This is a genomic window from Rhizobium sp. TRM96647 (assembly GCF_025780115.1).
Classification (GTDB): Bacteria; Pseudomonadota; Alphaproteobacteria; order Rhizobiales; family Rhizobiaceae; genus Mycoplana.
On sequence record NZ_JAOXHF010000017.1, the window covers coordinates 17,363 to 32,777 of the forward strand.

The following is a 15,415-nucleotide window of genomic DNA, read 5'->3' on the forward strand; positions in this document are numbered from 1 at the left end:
CATGGACGACGCTGCTTCGGAGATAGCCAGGTTACGGGCCGCGCTTGCGGCATCGGAGGCGCGTGCCGCCTCCGCCGAGGCTGATCTCGCTCAGGTGCGAGCTGTCGTGACGACGTCCGAGGCGATGATCCGGCACCTCAAGCTCGAGATCGCCAAGTTGCGTCGCGAGCAATACGGTCAGAGTTCGGAACGACGCGCCCGCCTGATCGACCAGATGGAATTGCAGCTCGAAGAACTTGAGGCCGACGCCACCGAGGACGAGATCGCCGCGGAACGCGTGGCGGCGGAGGTTGCGCAAGTTCCAGCCTTTGAACGCCGCCGGCCGGTCCGCAAGCCGTTTCCCGAGCACCTGCCGCGCGAACGGCTGATCATTGAAGCTCCTTCGACCTGCACCTGCTGCGGCTCTGCCAAGATCGTTAAGATGGGCGAGGATATCACCGAGACGCTGGAGGTGATCCCGCGCCAGTGGAAGGTGATCCAGACGGTGCGCGAGAAGTTCACCTGCCGGGACTGCGAGAAGATCAGCCAGCCACCCGCACCTTTCCATGCGACACCACGCGGATGGGCGGGACCGAACTTGCTCGCGACGATCCTGTTCGAGAAGTTCGGCCAGCACCAGCCATTGAACCGCCAGGCTGAGCGCTACGCCAGGGAGGGCGTCGATCTCAGCCTCTCTACGCTGGCCGACCAGGTTGGAGCCTGCGCAACGGCGCTGCAGCCGATTCATGATCTGATCCGCGCCCATGTGCTGGACGCCGGGCGGCTTCATGGCGACGACACTACCGTGCCGCTGCTGGCCAAGGGCGCAACGAAGCAGGCTCGGTTATGGACCTACGTTCGCGATGATCATCCATTCGCGGGCGGCGCGCCTCCTGCGGCACTCTTCTACTTCTCACCAGATCGGGAGAAGACCCATCCCAACACGCATCTTGCCGGATGGCACGGAATACTGCAGGCGGATGCCTATGGCGGCTACAACGACCTCTATCGTGCCGGCCGCAGCCCCGAACCAATCAAGAGCGCGCTCTGCTGGAGCCATGCGCGACGGAAGTTCTTCGAGTTGGCCGACATCGCCGGCAACGTGCGCAAGGGCAAACCTGCCCATGAGATATCGCCGGTCGCGCTTGAGGCTGTAGCCCGCATCGACGTGCTCTTCGACATCGAGCGGGGCATAAACGGGACGTCCGCAGAGGACCGATTAGCTGCCCGGCAACAGCATACTCGTCCGCTTGTCGAGGACCTGCACGACTGGCTGATAGTCCAGCGCTCCCAGATGTCGAAGCACAATCCCGTCGCCAAGGCGATCAACTACATGTTCGACAAGGACGGGCGCTGGGAAGCCTTCACCCGGTTCCTCGACGATGGCAGGCTCTGCATGTCCAACAATGCGGCAGAGCGTGCCCTGCGCGGGATCGCTCTGGGAAGAAAGGCATGGCTATTCGCTGGCTCCCAGCGCGGCGGCGAGCGTGCTGCCTTCATGTATTCCCTGATCGTCACGGCTAAGATGAACGATATCGATCCGCAGGCCTGGTTGGCGGATATCCTCGCCCGTATGCCCAACATTCCCGTATCACGACTGCCGGAACTGCTGCCTTGGAACTGGTCTGCCGCTGGCAGCGGCCGACAGATGGCCGCCTGATGGGCCGCCCGACGCATGTCTACACGATCGGCTACGTCGCTGTGCTGATCGGCGAAAACCTCGAACTCATCCAGGAAATCGCCAGCAACTCCGACAATATCGACTATGGCGAGATGATCCATGCCCATGACGGCAGCGAAGAGGGCATCACGACATTCACCGACCGGGGCGTCGAGAGCCTGAAGGAATTCCTCGCCGACATCCGCACCTGGGAGGGCGGCGTTCGCCAGTTCCTTGGCGACGAGCAATGCGACCAGGAAAAGATCGAGCGCATCATGGAAGACCAGCCAAAATCATAAGCGGTGCGGCCTACGCCGGATGGATACTATTGAGGAAATAATTTCCGCCGCTTTACACTGCGTAAAGCGGACATTTGGCGGCGCATCGATTGCACCCTTTGCTAACCTTTCCATCGACGCAGGTGCGTGTGGCAGCGCGCCGCTCAGTTATTGCTAGATCTTCATCGATCGCTCCGAGCATCTCTATGTCGATCACGTGGGCGGCTATAGCCGCAGCCCTGACAGCCTCGATTGTCGAGGGAATTGTCGGGATATTGCCCGTGTGTTCTTCTCGGGTGACGGCAGCCAATATGTGAGCGGCGCCTTTCAAGCCCATGAGTGTAGCTCCAATGGCGGACGAAACATGATCTTGCCCCACGGCAACGTCTGTGGGGATTGGTCCTAAGGGCATAATTGGGACACCACTTGATGAAAGTGCGTCCGCGATTAACGCAATCGAACTGGGCCGCGCATGGCCAGGGGACTCGATGATGACCCCAACCCCTTCACGCTTTATCTGTTGGGCTAGTTCGAGCTGTAGTCTGATTTCGGACATCTGTGCAGCATCGGCGCTATCGAAGATGTTGGCAGACCGGAACGAAGCTCCAAGGCTGATCGTGGTTTTATACTTCAGGCAGATAGAAATGATGTCAGGCAATATGCGCACATAAACGTTTTCCCGGCGTCGCGAGACCGCAAGGTCTTTGATGACAATGCCTCCGCCTCTGGAAGTAAATGGCACTAATCGAGATTGTGCCTGAGTGATGATTTCCTGGGTGGGGGTAGGATGAATGGTGATGATGCCAACCCCACCTTCGGCCTGTTCCCTGACCCGATCTAGTAGTTCTTGTTCGTCAATACCTTGTTGACGAGGTTCGACCGTATAAATCGGTAACGTCGCAGCGAAGTACCCAAAATCTAGTATCGCTTTCCAAATGGAAGGGTTGTTTTGGACAATGCTCAAATCGGAAACGATCTGGCATGGCGCGGCGGTTGCACTCAATGCCTCGAGTTTGCGAAGCTGGTCAGAAACGTTGCGACGGTGGCTGGCACCGATCAACGCGTTGACGCGAGTTGGCTTTCCGGGACCAACGTCCAATGCAGCACCATCTGGACGAAAAACGAGCGTCACCAACTTTTCCACTGAGGCATTTTTGCTAACACAAGGTCGATGATTTCTGCAGGCTGCATCGGAGTTCCGCTGTCTGTGGAGCTTAGGTACCCGTGGTCATTTGGAAGGAGTTTCCGGATATGCGCTATCTGGGCCAGAGAAGCAGACGAACCCGCACTGGTTTCGGCGCACAGCAAGATGTTGCACCCGAGATCAGCAGCAAGCTCGACCTCGGCCCGAGTTCCCATTCCTCCGTCGAAGGCTAAGACGGTATTAGCCGATCGAAGCATCTCAGCCCGCCATTCCTTGAGGCGAGGCAAGAGTTCGGGATCATTTGAGAGAGCGGGAACTTGTGCATAAGGATTGGGAAAGTACCGAATCCGCTCTCGGAAATCGATCCTATCCTTGGCTGCCTGATCTACAAACGCCTGTATAACGCTCCTGCTTGCGCCTGTGGACTGTCCATCAAACAAGACAACTGAAACATCGGTTCGCTTGGCTAGCTCTCTGCCGACTTCTTCAGCCAGTTTGCTGTTTGCGGTATGACCACCGGTAACATACATGGTTGGGCCTCGGGACCTGAGTGCAATGCTATCCAAAGCAGCCGCGTACTCATCGAAGTTGTTTACGATGGCGCAGTCAATTCCTATTCGCCGCAGGTCCATGGCCCACTGTTGTTGCCTTTGAATGGCATCTGGAGCTTTGCTCGGGTCAGCCTTCCGTTGAAGCATGTAACGCTGTTTCGGCACCTTGCGCGCCAGCCTTCGCGCCTCGACCAAAATGCTTGCTATGTTAGGATCACCGTAGCCGTAGCCTGCGAACAGAAACGTTTTTCGCTGAAGATCGCTTCTCAGTCGCTCCGCCATCAGTGGATGTTTCACGAAATAATCTTCGAAATCTTCACGCGTAATGACGAGCTCATCCGCAGAGGAGCGATTTATGCATCCGTGCGCCTTAATAATTTCGCGTCGCCCCGGTTCATGGTGGTGCGCTATGTCTGTGTCTCTCGAATGGACAACAGGAGCGCCAACCGGGTAGGCCGATTCCAAGAGGTCGTCATAGTTCGTAGTCCAGACCAAATCGATCGCGCTACGGGCGAGCGACTGATGGTAGTGATTTGGCTTTGCCTTCGACTGTTTAATGGCAGTTTGAATTCTCGCGAACAAGGAAGTGCGAGATCCAGCGGACATGTTGACGATGTATTGAGCAATCCCCGGGAGGTCATCTTCCTCTCTGATCTGCAATCCCATTGGCTCCGCCAAGGGTCGCAATAGATCCATCCAGTTCGGAAGCTTTGAGGGTGTGGATATGCCGGCGCCAACAAACGCGGCGGCATTTCCGGTAAATGCGGCCTTACTGACCTCTTCAACAAGGGTTTCTTTTGAAATCGTCGGATTCATTAAGTCCCGTCCTAGTCAGTAATATTCCCGAATATATCCATATGCTTTTTCGAAGAGCTCTGCATCCTGGTGCAACTTGTAACGGAAGAGCGTCTGGCGAAGCGCCTTCCTAACCTCGCGCTCGCCGGCATGCGTAGCCTGCCAGCCATCGAACCTGACGGCGCGCACGATCTCGTCGATGTCGTCTACAACCCGCTTGACCATCACCGGCGTGTCGCCGTTTCGGGCCTCCTCGAACAACGCCGTCAACGCCGCCTTGCCGCGGTCAATGTCCTCTTCTTCGGGCGTCTCGCGTTCGATCTTCACCACGTCCTTCGCCAGCGACAGAAGCTCCTTTAGGAAGTCGATCGACAGGAGCAGACCCTGCTGGTGCCGGTTTTTCAGATCCTCGAGACGCTCACCCAACGCCTTGAACTTCGGATTGCCGGCGTGTTTCCGAAGGCGCCCCGCCAGCTTGATGGAGATCTCCTTCGCCTTCTTTTCCGGATCGGGATTCCCGAGCACAGCCTCAAGCAGCTCAGCGTCCAGAACCAGCGTATCGAGGTCGTCCCGGACGGCATCCACATGGACATTTTCATGGATAAGCTCGATGGTCTTGGCACCCAAGCGATGCCACAGCAATCTCCCTGTCCCCGTTGAAGGCTTTAGGGACTCGTACACCTGTGCCAACCAGCGATAGTCTTTCTCGTACTGCGTCAGGACAGGATCCGGTGACAGCGCTTCCCATATCCGCGTCAGAACGCTGAAATCGGCTGCGAATGCGTCGCGCAGCTCGTTGTTCGGAATACACTCCTGCGCAGCGATCAGACCCTCATACCCGGTAAGACCGCGGTCGACGCCCGCGAAGTAGGCGAGGCACTTCTGGAGCGCGGTCGGGAGAGCATTGATCAGTTCGGCGATATTCGACACCGCCTTCTTCATCCCCTCTTCGTCGAACTGCAGGGCTTGCGCGACGTCATCGAATATACCGAGGTAATCGACAATCAGACCATGCGTCTTCTGTTCGCCGTACGGGCGATTCGTCCTGCAGATTGCCTGCAGCAGCGTGTGGTCGCGCAGGGGCTTGTCCAGATACATCGTCTGCAAAATCGGCGCATCAAAGCCGGTGAGCAACTTCGACGTTACAATGATGATTTTTAGTGGGTCCTTCGGATCCCGGAAACGGTCGAGCAGCTTTTCTTCCGCATCACGGTCGCGCTTGTAAGGTGCGTATTCCGGTTCGCCGCTATTCACGGACATCACGATGTCCGACACTTCTGGCGGCAGGAGCCGGTCAAGTTCCTGTTTGTAGAGCAGGCAGCTTTCCCGGTCGAAAGTCACCACCTGCGCGCCGAATCCATTCGGGGCGACTTTTTCCTGGAAGTGCTTGGCGATGTCGCTGCATATGGCGCGGATGCGCTCGGGTGATTTTACCAAGATCGACATCTTGGCCGCGGCCTTGCCCAACCGATCCTTGTCCTCATCGGTCAGACCCTGCGTCAGTTCCGCATAGGCGTCCTCGATGGCCTGCTGGTCGATGTGCAGGTCCACCAGGCGCGGTTCGAAATGCAGCTCCTTCGTGGCCCCGTCGCGGATCGAGTCGTTCAGACCGTAGCGACTCATATAGCCGCCTTCGTCGGTATCCGCGCCGAAGGCATAAAAGGTGTTCTTGTCGGCGCGATTGATCGGGGTGCCGGTCAGACCGAACAGGAAAGCGTTCGGCAACGCCTCGCGCATCTTGCGGCCCAGATCGCCTTCCTGGGTGCGGTGCGCCTCGTCCACCAGCACAATGATGTTGTCGCGGTCGTTCAGCACGCCGTCGGCCTCGGCGAATTTGTGGATCGTGGTAATCGCCACCTTCCGCGCGTCCTTGCCCAGTAAATCGGCCAGTTCCTTGCGGCTTTCCGTGCGCACCATGTTGGCCATGTCGGCGGCATAGAAGGTGCCGGAAATCTGGCTGTCGAGGTCGATGCGGTCGACCACGATCAGCACCGTGGGGTTCTTCAGCGCGGGGTGCAGCCGTAGCTTGCGCGCAGCGAACAGCATTAGCAGTGATTTGCCCGAACCCTGGAAATGCCAAATCAGACCCTTGCGTGGCTGGCCCACTACCACCCGTTCGACGATCTTGTTGACGCCGTCCACCTGCTGATAGCGAGCGATGATCTTGATGCGGTGCTTGCCCTTCTGCGTCGCAAAGGCGGTAAAGCTGTCGAGCATATCCAGCACCATCGCCGGTCGCAGCATCGAGGTGGCGGCCTTTTCCACCGCACCCATCGTCTGCGGTCCGTCGCCGTCGCGCCAGGGGCCCCACATGTCGACCGGCATCCGGACCGAGCCGTAGCGGAACTCCTTGCCCTCGGTCGCCACGGAAAAGACGTTGGGCACGAACAGCTCCGGCACATTATTTTCGTAGTCGTCATGCACCTGAAGCGCGGCGTCAAGCCAGCTTTGGCTGGATCGCACCGGCGTCTTGGCCTCGATCAACACCAGCGGCAAGCCATTGACCAGCATCACCAGATCGGCGCGCTTTTCCGTCTTGCCGGCGCGGATGGTGAATTGTTGGGTGATGACGAAGCTGTTCTGTTCAACATCCTCGAAATCGATCAGGCGAATGGTGACGTGTTCACCGTTTGCGCCGAACGGCATTGAGCGTTCGCCGAGCAGCCACGCAGCGAATTCCTCGTTCGCCTTCACCAGACCATCCGACCGCGCGCCCATGACGATGGCACGCAGACGGTAGAGCACGTCGTCGGCCCGGCCGGGGTTGGCGGCGATGTCGGGGTTCAGTCGGATCAGGGCGTCGCGCAGATAAGGTTCGACCAGCACTTCCTGTGGCTGCCGTGGAAGTTCGGCGGCGGCGACGTAATGCCACCCGAGGCCAGCAATCCGTTTGCCAGTCCTTGCGAGGCCAGGACTAAGATCCCGCGGTCTGTGGCTCGACGGCCCCGCGAGGATATCGCGAAGATGGGCTTCGACTGTGTTGTTTTCATTAAAGCTGGCGATCCGGCGAGCGCGTTCGTCCGGATAAGACGAGCTTTCTGCTCCGGGTTCGATCCCGATTAGCTGGATTGGATCGAGAAGCGCCTCCAATTCTGACTGAGTTTCTTCAGAGTGCAGCAAGCGGTCCGCGCCATCCGCTGGGATCGCAACTGTCAAGATAATGCTACCTTGCTTCACCGACACTGTAAGTATGTCCTTTGGAGATGCATCGATGACCGCAGCGATCGCGACCAGCACGCGTTCCTTGTCCTTCTCGAAATCTTCCTTGGTCGTGTCCAGTTTCAGAGTGACAAGTTGCTTGGGCCCGAAATCGCTGGGAACACCCTTGTATCTGGCGACCCAAGGCAGTGCTTTGTAGTCCTTGAGCGTCTTTTTATCCCAGTTTTCGTCATGAGATCGAGTGTGGCAGAGACTGCACAGAACCAGAAGGTTCTCAAAAGAATGATCCTTGGTGGTGGACCAAGGAACAATGTGGGCCTTCTCCAACGACACGTGTTCGCCGCAGACGCAGCAACGATGCCCGCACTCGATCATGAGTTTTCGTTGAGTTTCCGTCGGTATAGGCGGGCGAGACGTCATTGCAACTGCCTCCCTCGGCTGAATACCGGGGGATGTTGAAAGCTAAGGAAGTCAGGTTTGGCGGGGGCGACGCGATCCAAGCCGAGGCCCGCGATCTTGCCGCCCGCGCGGGCGAGGCCGGTGGAGAGTTGCGCCGGTCGGGTCGAGGCCGCGCCCGCGAGAAGGTCGCGCAGATGGGCTTCTACGATGTTGGCCTCGGTGAAGGTCATTGTTCTGCACCATACAGAGATTGAGCGAGCAACCTCTCCGAAAGTGACTTCACCTGAGCTCTTCGTGAGTTTATTTTTTTGCGATCAACTTTTAGGCTGTTGAACGTCTCAATAAGCAATCTTTGTGTTTGAATATCTGGGACGGAGAAATTCAAGAGATGCATCGTTTGAGTGTTCACAAGCAATCGTCCGGCCGCTTGCGTTGTGATGGCCGATATCTTTCGCCTCAATGACAGAGAGTACTTCAAAGTAAGCCAAAGATACATAGGCATCACCTTTGCAGGATCTACACGAATCCTGATTAGGTTTGAACTGATGATGAAACCTCTCTCATCATCGGTAATGACATGACACCGACCAACATCAGCAACCCTTGAGAAAACAATATCTCCGGGCTCACACCGATACTCTGAAAACCGCTCGGCGATCGATTGGGAGACAAAAAAGAAGTCACTGTGATCCAGTCCATGCTCAGTGATTGATCCAATTGTTATGACGGGGACACCACTCTCGATGAAATAGGATGTCTTTAAGCTTGAGCCGAACGGGCCAGTCTTTAGCACTGGTTGACCATGGAACCCAAACAAATCAATTGGCTGCTCGGCTACTTTACCCGCTGCTTCAATTTGTAAAAGTTGTTCCGCCATCAGCGAGGTGTTCAAAGCCTCGAGGTGAATCGCCGCGCTAAAGTATGCTTCACTTGTCTCGCGGAGAGCATGCAATGTTCCAACGATTCTGGCCTGCACTTGGATCGGCGGCAGCAGGAACTCGAAACTGGCGAGGCTGGTCCAGTTGGTGCGCGGCGACAGCGACCCGGCCGAGGTGCCGACGGCATGATCGAAGAAGGCGTCGGTCTGGCACAGGAACGGCAGCAGTTCGGGCATCAGCCGGTCGTTCGCGGGTTCCAGCACATAGATGTCTCCGGAACAGACCCCTTCGAAATCCGCCACTGCCACCTTGCGCTGATAGGCGCGGCGCTTGCCGAACAGAACCTGACCCGGCTTGAACAGCGTGGTGAAGGTCGTGCCATCGGCCACGTCACCCCAGCGCCGAATGCGCAAGTCGCCGGGATCGATATGCTCCAGCCCGACGACACGTTCGATCCCGGCAGCCTCGGGATCGGCGACCCGCGCTTTTGAAAGGCGCACCACGTCGCCAAAGGCCACGCGCGTCCACCCCGCCTTGGAAATCGGCCGCTCAAGCATCGGCATCCTCCGCAGGCGTCTGGCCATCGAGCGTGTCCACCAGCGCGTCCATGCCCGACCAGAAGTCGCGCCCCTCCTCATCATACGCCGCCCAGATCGCAGCCAGCGTGGCACCGCCCGCCGCCGCCTTGGGCCGCTTCACATAGCGGGCAATCGACAGGTTGCCGTCGGCCGCCAGCACATCGGCCACATCCGCCACCGCGGCTAGGCCGGGTTCATCCGCAAAGTTCTGATAGGCTGAAAGGATGCGCGTCTGATGTTCGGGCCGCAGGAAGCTTTGCGCCCGTTCGCGCGCGATCTCGGCCACCGCATCGATGAACAGGATGCGCCCCCTGCGTGCCTCTGGCTTCTGCGACCGGCAGATCACCACGCAGGCCTCCATCGGCGAGTTGTAGAACAGCCCAGGCCCCAGCCCCAGCACGCATTCAACCAGGTCGGATTCCACCAGCCTGCGCCGCATCTCGGCCTCTTCATTGCGGAACAGCACACCATGCGGAAACAGGATCGCGCAGCGCCCGGTCATGGGGTGCATCGACGACAGGATGTGCTGGAAGAAGGCATAATCCGCCCGCCCCTGCGGCGGGGTGCCAAGGAAGTTGCGCCCCCATGCATCCTGCTCCCACGCGCCGCGATTCCATTTCTTGATGGAATATGGCGGGTTGGCGAGGACCACGTCGAAGGTGCGCAGCCGGTCGCCCTGCACGAAGGCGGGCGTGGCCAGCGTGTTGCCGCTGGCGATGTGGAAATCGTCCACGCCATGGATGACCAGGTTCATCCGCGCGATGGAGGCGGTAATGGTGATCAGTTCCTGCCCGTAAAGGCCGGTGGTGCGGATGTCGCCGCCGCGCCGTTTCACCTCGGCCAGGCACGAGATCAGCATGCCGCCGGTGCCGCAGGTCGGGTCATAGATGCTTTCACCGGGCTGAGGTTCCAGTATCTGTGCCATCAGATGGACAAGGGTGCGGTTGGTGTAGAATTCCTGCGCGGTATGGCCGCTGTCGTCGGCGAACTTCTTGATCAGGTATTCGTAGCCATTGCCAAGCTCGTCCTCGGGCACTGCAGTCAGCGTCAGATCGTGTTTCGAGAAATGCTCGATCAAGTTCTTCAGCGTGCTGTCGGGCATCTGGGCCTTGTCGGTCCAATTGGCGTTGCCGAAGACGCCCTGCAGGCGCTCGGGGTTGGCGGCCTCGATGGCGAGGAAGGCCGACAGCAGCGCCCGGCCCACGTCGCGCGGTGTCACGCGCATATCGTTCCAATGGGCGCCTGCGGGAATCACGAAACGGTCGTTGGCGGTGGCGGTGGCATAGCACTCGTCTCCGGTTTCATCGAGCGCATCCTTAAAATCGCCGTCCCAGACATCGGACAGGCGTTTGAAGAAAAGCAGCGGGAAGATGTACTGCTTGTAATCGCTCGCATCGATGAGGCCGCGCAGCAGGGTCGCAGCGCCCCAGAGGTAGCTTTCGAGGTCGCGTTGGGTCAGTCCGCTCATTGCAGCCACCCTCCTTCGGTCAGAACCTGACGCAGGTGGTCTTCGGCGGCGCGCGCATCGGCCAGTGCTATCTTGAATGCCTCGACGGCCTCGGGCAACGGTGGGATGTCCTGCCTGATGGGCGGCAGGACGTAGCGCGAGATGTTCAGCGTCCAGCCTTCCTTCTTGATCTCATCGAGGGTTGCGACTTTCGCGCCATCCTCGACATCCTCGAAGGCGCGGTACCAGGCGACGATTTGATCGCTGTGATCCTGGTCGAGGAAGTTCTGCGCCCGGCCTTTGCGGAACAGGCTCGAAGCATCGATGATCATGACCTTGTTTTTTCGCTCGACTGGCTTCTTGCGGCGCAGGATCACTATGCATCCGGCAAGCTGCGTGCCGTAGAATAGATTCGGCGCGAGACCAATGACTGCCTCAACCATATCGTTTTCAAGCAGAGCCTGCCGGATCGAGCCTTCTGTCGATTTCCGGAACAGAGCCCCCTGAGGAAGGACGACTGCCATGCGGCTGTTTCCTGTGGGTGCCATCGAAGCGAGCATATGCTGGACAAATGCATAGTCACCGTAGTTCTCGGGCGGAATCCCATACGTCGCACGACCCCACGGATCGGCCTCCCAAAGATCGCGGCCCCATTCCTTGAGTGAAAACGGAGGGTTTGCAATGACGCAGTCAAACGTGGCGAGGCCGCCCGTGCTGGAATCGGTAAAAGCCGGATTTCTCAGAGTATCCTCTCGCGCCACCTGAAAATCCTCAATTCCGTGGAGGACGAGGTTCATCCGCGCGATCGCCGAGGTGGTGAGGTTCTTTTCTTGTCCGTAGACCTTCCCGTAAAATCTGCGGGCATCGCCTCCTTTTCGGATCACGTGCTCTATGGCGCCCAGCAGCATACCACCCGTTCCACAGGCGGGATCGTAAATGCTCTCACCTTCCTTAGGATTGAGGATTTCGACCATCATCCGCACAACGCTTCTCGGCGTATAGAACTCACCGGCCTTGTTACGGCGCGTGACGTCTGCGAATTTTCCTACGAGGTATTCATAAGCATCGCCGAGAACGTCAGTGCTGACCGCCTGGTTGCCGAGCTGGATCTCTGAAAACCCTTCGATCAGGTCCTTCAGTAACTCATCACTGAACTTTTCTTTGTTGCCCCAGTCGGCGAAGCCAAAAACACGAAAAAGAGTATCTGGATTGGCTCGCTCGATCTCTTGCATAGCCCTCTGCAGACCCGCGCCAACGTTTGACGCCAGGCTCCGTACATCATTCCAGTGACTGCCCTCCGGAAGCGCGAAACGGTGAGCTTCCGGGAACTGAACAGGATCAACGTCGCCGTAGATTTCTTTGGCTTCCGACGTTTCCTCGTCCCAGACGTCAGAAATCCGCTTAAAAAACAACAATGGAAGGATGTAGCCCTTCCAATCTGTTCGGTCGACAGCGGATCCGCGCAGCGTGTTTGCTGCTTCCCAAAGGGCAGGTTTCAGTTCCTGTACACTCACGTTTTCAATGCTCATATGGTCATGATCGGCTCAGTCTGCCCTTCTAGTTTATTCGCAGGAGCATTGCCCAGAACATTCGTAGCTACGTCCAATCATCCCAGAGCTGTGGTTGCCGAGGGAGCTGCAAAGATCTCGTGACACTTCATTTACCAGGTCTCGATTTCTGACTTGTGTAGCTTTGTTTGTAAATACAAAAGGTTGTGGAATGGTGTGGAACGCCGAGTAACAAAGAAGGTCACAATGCTGGATATCAAGTTTATATGCCCAAACCCCAGTTGCGAGGGCTTTGAGATCCCAGCGGAGATTGATGATGTTCAGTATGATATGGCCGAGCAAGAGGATCATGACTCGGTGGTTACAATGCAAAGCCGTGTTATCTGTGGCTCTTGCGGCGATCCGTATACGGTTGAAGTGATTGCACAGGGCGGCGAAAAGAAAGTAATTGTCCTCGAAGACGAAGGCATCCGTGTGAAATTCAACGACAACAGCGGCGACTACACGGATGAAATGATCGATTTACTCTAAGCGCCGCCCGATGAGTGACGTCGGCGTAAGCCTTTGAGCGGAAATGATTTCCGCAGCTTCACCCCTTGAACACCTGATCGCGATGATACCGGAGGAACTGCGAATGCGGGCGATCGTCCGCGCGTGTCGGCACGAGCAGGCGGCGCTCCGGATTTATGAGCCGGGTGATAGTGTCCGGTACGCTGCCACTTGCGATCAGCAGGCTATAATCGTCATCCACCGAAATCAGGCCGCGATCGAACATCCAGTGTACGGTGCCGGATAGCGCCAGGCCATTGCGGACGCTGTCCGGCCCTCGGTCTGCCACCGGACGAATATGAGCCGCCTGAACTTCCGAGCGTCCGCCGCCATTGATCAACTTGAGGCCGGTGACGGCGCAGGTGTCGTGGTAGGCCGCCTTGATGGCAGCAGAGAAAGCGCGGTCTCGAAAGGGGCGTTGGAGCACCTGGGTGACGGTAGGGCGATCGATGCTGTCGGCCTCGTAGGGCATCTGCGGGTTGTCGCCAAATCCGACGCCTGCTTCTTCGGCCGGATCCGGCGACGGCCGTTCGCGGTCTCGTTTCCCGAGGACATGCGCGAAGCCAGCGCCGAGGATCAGGTCATACTCGGCGTCGGAGATGTTCCGGACAGCGCGACCGAATGCTCCCTTGTTCGTCGAGCCGTCCTCCTTGCGCAAGCCTCTCTCGTAGTAGTGGTCCGCGTCCTTGAACGGGACGGCATGATCAAATGGTAGGAAGTCCTCGATCAGCGCGTAGAAGTGATCGGGCTTCGATGGGTCTGGGATGATGTCGGCAATTCGTGCCGTCGCGAAATACGCCTGCTTGCCACCGGCTTTCATCAGATCGCCACTCGGACGCCTGGGCTCATAATAGACGATCCAATCCCGGCGAGCGGCTTCGACCTGATGTAGGTAAGTGCGCGGGAAGTGATACCGCTGCTCCGGCAGGTCGTCGTAGGTCGGGTCGACTTTTGTCGTTAGGACCGCTTTTGACATCGTGGCACCTCTATGAACTGTCCCGGTGTTACCAGGTCGGCAAGTTTTCGAAAACATGCATGAGCGCGAGGCAGCGCGCCCTGTGGTTGTGTTTTGTTACTTTGGCCAAGTCGAAGTAAGAAAAATTTTAATGCGCTAGATCTGAAGTATATTAAGTCTTGATGCATGCAATATCCCCGTCTATCTAAGTAAAAAATGGATAGACAACTTTTGGTACGTCTTGAGTTACTTTTAAATCCAAGGGATAATTTACATATCAATTGCGCAGGTGCGGTTGATGCTTTTGCAACACGCAAGGATCTTTGACATGACGAAGAAAACGAACGAAGCGGCATCCGGCCGCTTTGACTACGACGCGCTCAACATTGGCGCGCAGAGCAAGAAAGCATTGGAGGCGACCGCCGCCGGAATCCTGGCTTTGGGACGCCGGTCCACGGAGCAGGCCTTTGAATTAGGTGACCTGCTGGAGCAGGCGTCCGCAATCGTTGAGCCGGGTACTTTCGAGAAATGGGTCTCGCAGCGATGCGACATCTCCTCGAAGACCGCGCGCAACTATCGGTCTGTTGCTCGAAATCTCGCTCCGTACCGTACTCGTGCGGTCGAGCTGGCCGTCAGCCCCACGGTTCTTTTTCATCTGGCGTCCGCGCCGGACGAAAAAGTTGAGGCTGCCCTAGCTTTTGCGGAGGAGAACGACGGCATTCGCGTCAGTGAGGTGAAAGCTCTGCTGGCGGACGGTTCCGAAGCAGCCTCCGAAGAGGTCACCGCAACGGATCTTCCCGACGTCGGCGGTCTTTCCGGACTGCGGGCGCTGATCGACATGAAAACGAAGAGCGGTCTTGCTGCCTTCGTTGAGAATGCGGCAATGCTTGCGAAAACTGTCGAGGACATTCTCGAACGCAAACCTCGGGGCAAGCGTCTTCAGAAGAAAGCACTCATTCCGGTGCTTGAGCCTTTGGGTCGACTTGCCAAGCGCAGCCTGGGCAACGTCCTGCTTCTCGATGCGCCAGGCGACATCGACGTCCGCAAGCTCTCCGCGACTGAGCTTGCCCCCGGAAGCCGCTGGCACAGAGTGTTCGAGACGCTCGATGACGTGGGCGATCGCGAAGCTTGGCCTGAGGCCAAGGAACTCGAACTGTGGCTGAGGCAGGAGTTGCTGCCGCTCCTCGATTGGGCAACCTCGAGAGCGAAGCAGCCTGAGTGGCCGCTCGAAGCCGCCGTTGCCCCGGAATCACCCGACCAGGTGATGCGCCGTGGGTTGGAGGCGCTGGGTGGCGTCGTGCGGATTGAGGCGCCAAGTCTCGATCCGTCCGAGGACGAGGATGAAACGCTCGAGGACTACGTACCGCCGGCGATGTTCACCCGGAGGGGCGGCGTATCTGAGACCGCCGGTTCCAACGTCCTTTCTTTCGGCTCGACCGAAGGGCTGCCTGGACTAAGGAAGCCGAAGGCGCTCACGCGCAAACCCGCCGAGGCGTCGGCGGACTGAACATAAGAAAGGGGCTTTCGGGCCCCTT

The 15,415-nt window shown here is 58.0% G+C and carries 12 protein-coding genes; 4 read left to right on the forward strand and 8 right to left on the reverse strand.

The genetic code is table 11. The features are described 5' to 3' along the window. Nucleotide 1 precedes the first annotated feature (1 nt). Together tnpC and OCK02_RS23150 are read left to right on the forward strand one after the other, a co-directional pair. Nucleotides 2-1,639, forward strand: coding sequence for an IS66 family transposase (tnpC, locus tag OCK02_RS23145; protein ID WP_263815062.1), 1,638 nt, complete (start codon nucleotides 2-4; stop codon nucleotides 1,637-1,639). Beyond that, a complete protein-coding gene (locus tag OCK02_RS23150) occupies nucleotides 1,639-1,938 on the forward strand; it encodes a hypothetical protein (protein WP_263815111.1) in 300 nt (99 codons plus the stop codon). Before tnpC ends, OCK02_RS23150 begins: the two co-directional genes overlap by 1 nt. A 52-nt stretch (nucleotides 1,939-1,990) precedes the next feature. On the opposite strand, the gene OCK02_RS23155 is transcribed toward OCK02_RS23150, so the two are convergent. The 7 genes from OCK02_RS23155 to OCK02_RS23185 are packed head-to-tail and all read right to left on the reverse strand — an operon-like array spanning nucleotide 1,991 to nucleotide 12,397. Continuing rightward, complete coding sequence (locus tag OCK02_RS23155; protein ID WP_263815063.1) at nucleotides 1,991-3,049, reverse strand: phosphomethylpyrimidine synthase ThiC; 1,059 nt, start codon at nucleotides 3,047-3,049, stop codon at nucleotides 1,991-1,993. Beyond that, entirely contained in the window at nucleotides 3,046-4,428 is a 1,383-nt protein-coding gene (locus OCK02_RS23160) for an SIR2 family protein (protein WP_263815064.1), read from the reverse strand. Before OCK02_RS23160 ends, OCK02_RS23155 begins: the two co-directional genes overlap by 4 nt. Before the next feature lie 15 nt (nucleotides 4,429-4,443). After that, complete coding sequence (locus OCK02_RS23165) at nucleotides 4,444-7,941, reverse strand: HsdR family type I site-specific deoxyribonuclease (RefSeq protein ID WP_263815065.1); 3,498 nt, start codon at nucleotides 7,939-7,941, stop codon at nucleotides 4,444-4,446. Nucleotides 7,942-7,982: 41 nt separating this feature from the next. Beyond that, entirely contained in the window at nucleotides 7,983-8,195 is a 213-nt protein-coding gene (locus OCK02_RS23170) for a hypothetical protein (RefSeq protein WP_263815066.1), read from the reverse strand. After that, nucleotides 8,192-9,427 carry a restriction endonuclease subunit S gene (locus tag OCK02_RS23175; protein ID WP_263815067.1) on the reverse strand — a complete coding sequence of 412 codons (1,236 nt, stop codon included), beginning with the start codon at nucleotides 9,425-9,427 and terminating at the stop codon, nucleotides 8,192-8,194. Before OCK02_RS23175 ends, OCK02_RS23170 begins: the two co-directional genes overlap by 4 nt. Then, a complete protein-coding gene (locus OCK02_RS23180) occupies nucleotides 9,393-10,889 on the reverse strand; it encodes a type I restriction-modification system subunit M (protein WP_263815068.1) in 1,497 nt (498 codons plus the stop codon). Before OCK02_RS23180 ends, OCK02_RS23175 begins: the two co-directional genes overlap by 35 nt. Next, nucleotides 10,886-12,397, reverse strand: a complete 1,512-nt coding sequence (locus tag OCK02_RS23185) for a type I restriction-modification system subunit M (RefSeq protein WP_263815069.1) — start codon at nucleotides 12,395-12,397, stop codon at nucleotides 10,886-10,888. The genes OCK02_RS23180 and OCK02_RS23185 overlap by 4 nt, the downstream gene beginning before the upstream one ends. 225 nt (nucleotides 12,398-12,622) lie before the next feature. On the opposite strand from OCK02_RS23185, the gene OCK02_RS23190 reads away from it, so the two are divergent. Further along, on the forward strand, nucleotides 12,623-12,907 hold the full coding sequence (locus OCK02_RS23190) for a hypothetical protein (protein WP_263815070.1): 285 nt from the start codon (nucleotides 12,623-12,625) through the stop codon (nucleotides 12,905-12,907). 58 nt (nucleotides 12,908-12,965) lie between these two features. On the opposite strand, the gene OCK02_RS23195 is transcribed toward OCK02_RS23190, so the two are convergent. Continuing rightward, nucleotides 12,966-13,901 carry an HNH endonuclease gene (locus OCK02_RS23195; RefSeq protein ID WP_263815071.1) on the reverse strand — a complete coding sequence of 312 codons (936 nt, stop codon included), beginning with the start codon at nucleotides 13,899-13,901 and terminating at the stop codon, nucleotides 12,966-12,968. A gap of 307 nt (nucleotides 13,902-14,208) precedes the next feature. Between OCK02_RS23195 and OCK02_RS23200 the strand changes: the two genes are divergently transcribed. After that, nucleotides 14,209-15,387: a hypothetical protein gene (locus OCK02_RS23200; protein ID WP_263815072.1), complete on the forward strand. Its 1,179-nt coding sequence runs from the start codon at nucleotides 14,209-14,211 to the stop codon at nucleotides 15,385-15,387. Nucleotides 15,388-15,415: the final 28 nt, after the last annotated feature.

Excerpts from the sequence above, each read along its gene's own strand:
- OCK02_RS23185 (WP_263815069.1), bottom strand. The coding sequence starts at position 12,397 with ATGAGCATTGAAAACGTGAGTGTACAGGAACTGAAACCTGCCCTTTGG.
- OCK02_RS23165 (WP_263815065.1), bottom strand. The coding sequence starts at position 7,941 with ATGATCGAGTGCGGGCATCGTTGCTGCGTCTGCGGCGAACACGTGTCG.
- OCK02_RS23170 (WP_263815066.1), bottom strand. The coding sequence starts at position 8,195 with ATGACCTTCACCGAGGCCAACATCGTAGAAGCCCATCTGCGCGACCTT.
- OCK02_RS23180 (WP_263815068.1), bottom strand. The coding sequence starts at position 10,889 with ATGAGCGGACTGACCCAACGCGACCTCGAAAGCTACCTCTGGGGCGCT.
- tnpC (WP_263815062.1), top strand. The coding sequence starts at position 2 with ATGGACGACGCTGCTTCGGAGATAGCCAGGTTACGGGCCGCGCTTGCG.
- OCK02_RS23175 (WP_263815067.1), bottom strand. The coding sequence starts at position 9,427 with ATGGCCAGACGCCTGCGGAGGATGCCGATGCTTGAGCGGCCGATTTCC.
- OCK02_RS23160 (WP_263815064.1), bottom strand. The coding sequence starts at position 4,428 with ATGAATCCGACGATTTCAAAAGAAACCCTTGTTGAAGAGGTCAGTAAG.
- OCK02_RS23190 (WP_263815070.1), top strand. The coding sequence starts at position 12,623 with ATGCTGGATATCAAGTTTATATGCCCAAACCCCAGTTGCGAGGGCTTT.
- OCK02_RS23195 (WP_263815071.1), bottom strand. The coding sequence starts at position 13,901 with ATGTCAAAAGCGGTCCTAACGACAAAAGTCGACCCGACCTACGACGAC.
- OCK02_RS23150 (WP_263815111.1), top strand. The coding sequence starts at position 1,639 with ATGGGCCGCCCGACGCATGTCTACACGATCGGCTACGTCGCTGTGCTG.
- OCK02_RS23200 (WP_263815072.1), top strand. The coding sequence starts at position 14,209 with ATGACGAAGAAAACGAACGAAGCGGCATCCGGCCGCTTTGACTACGAC.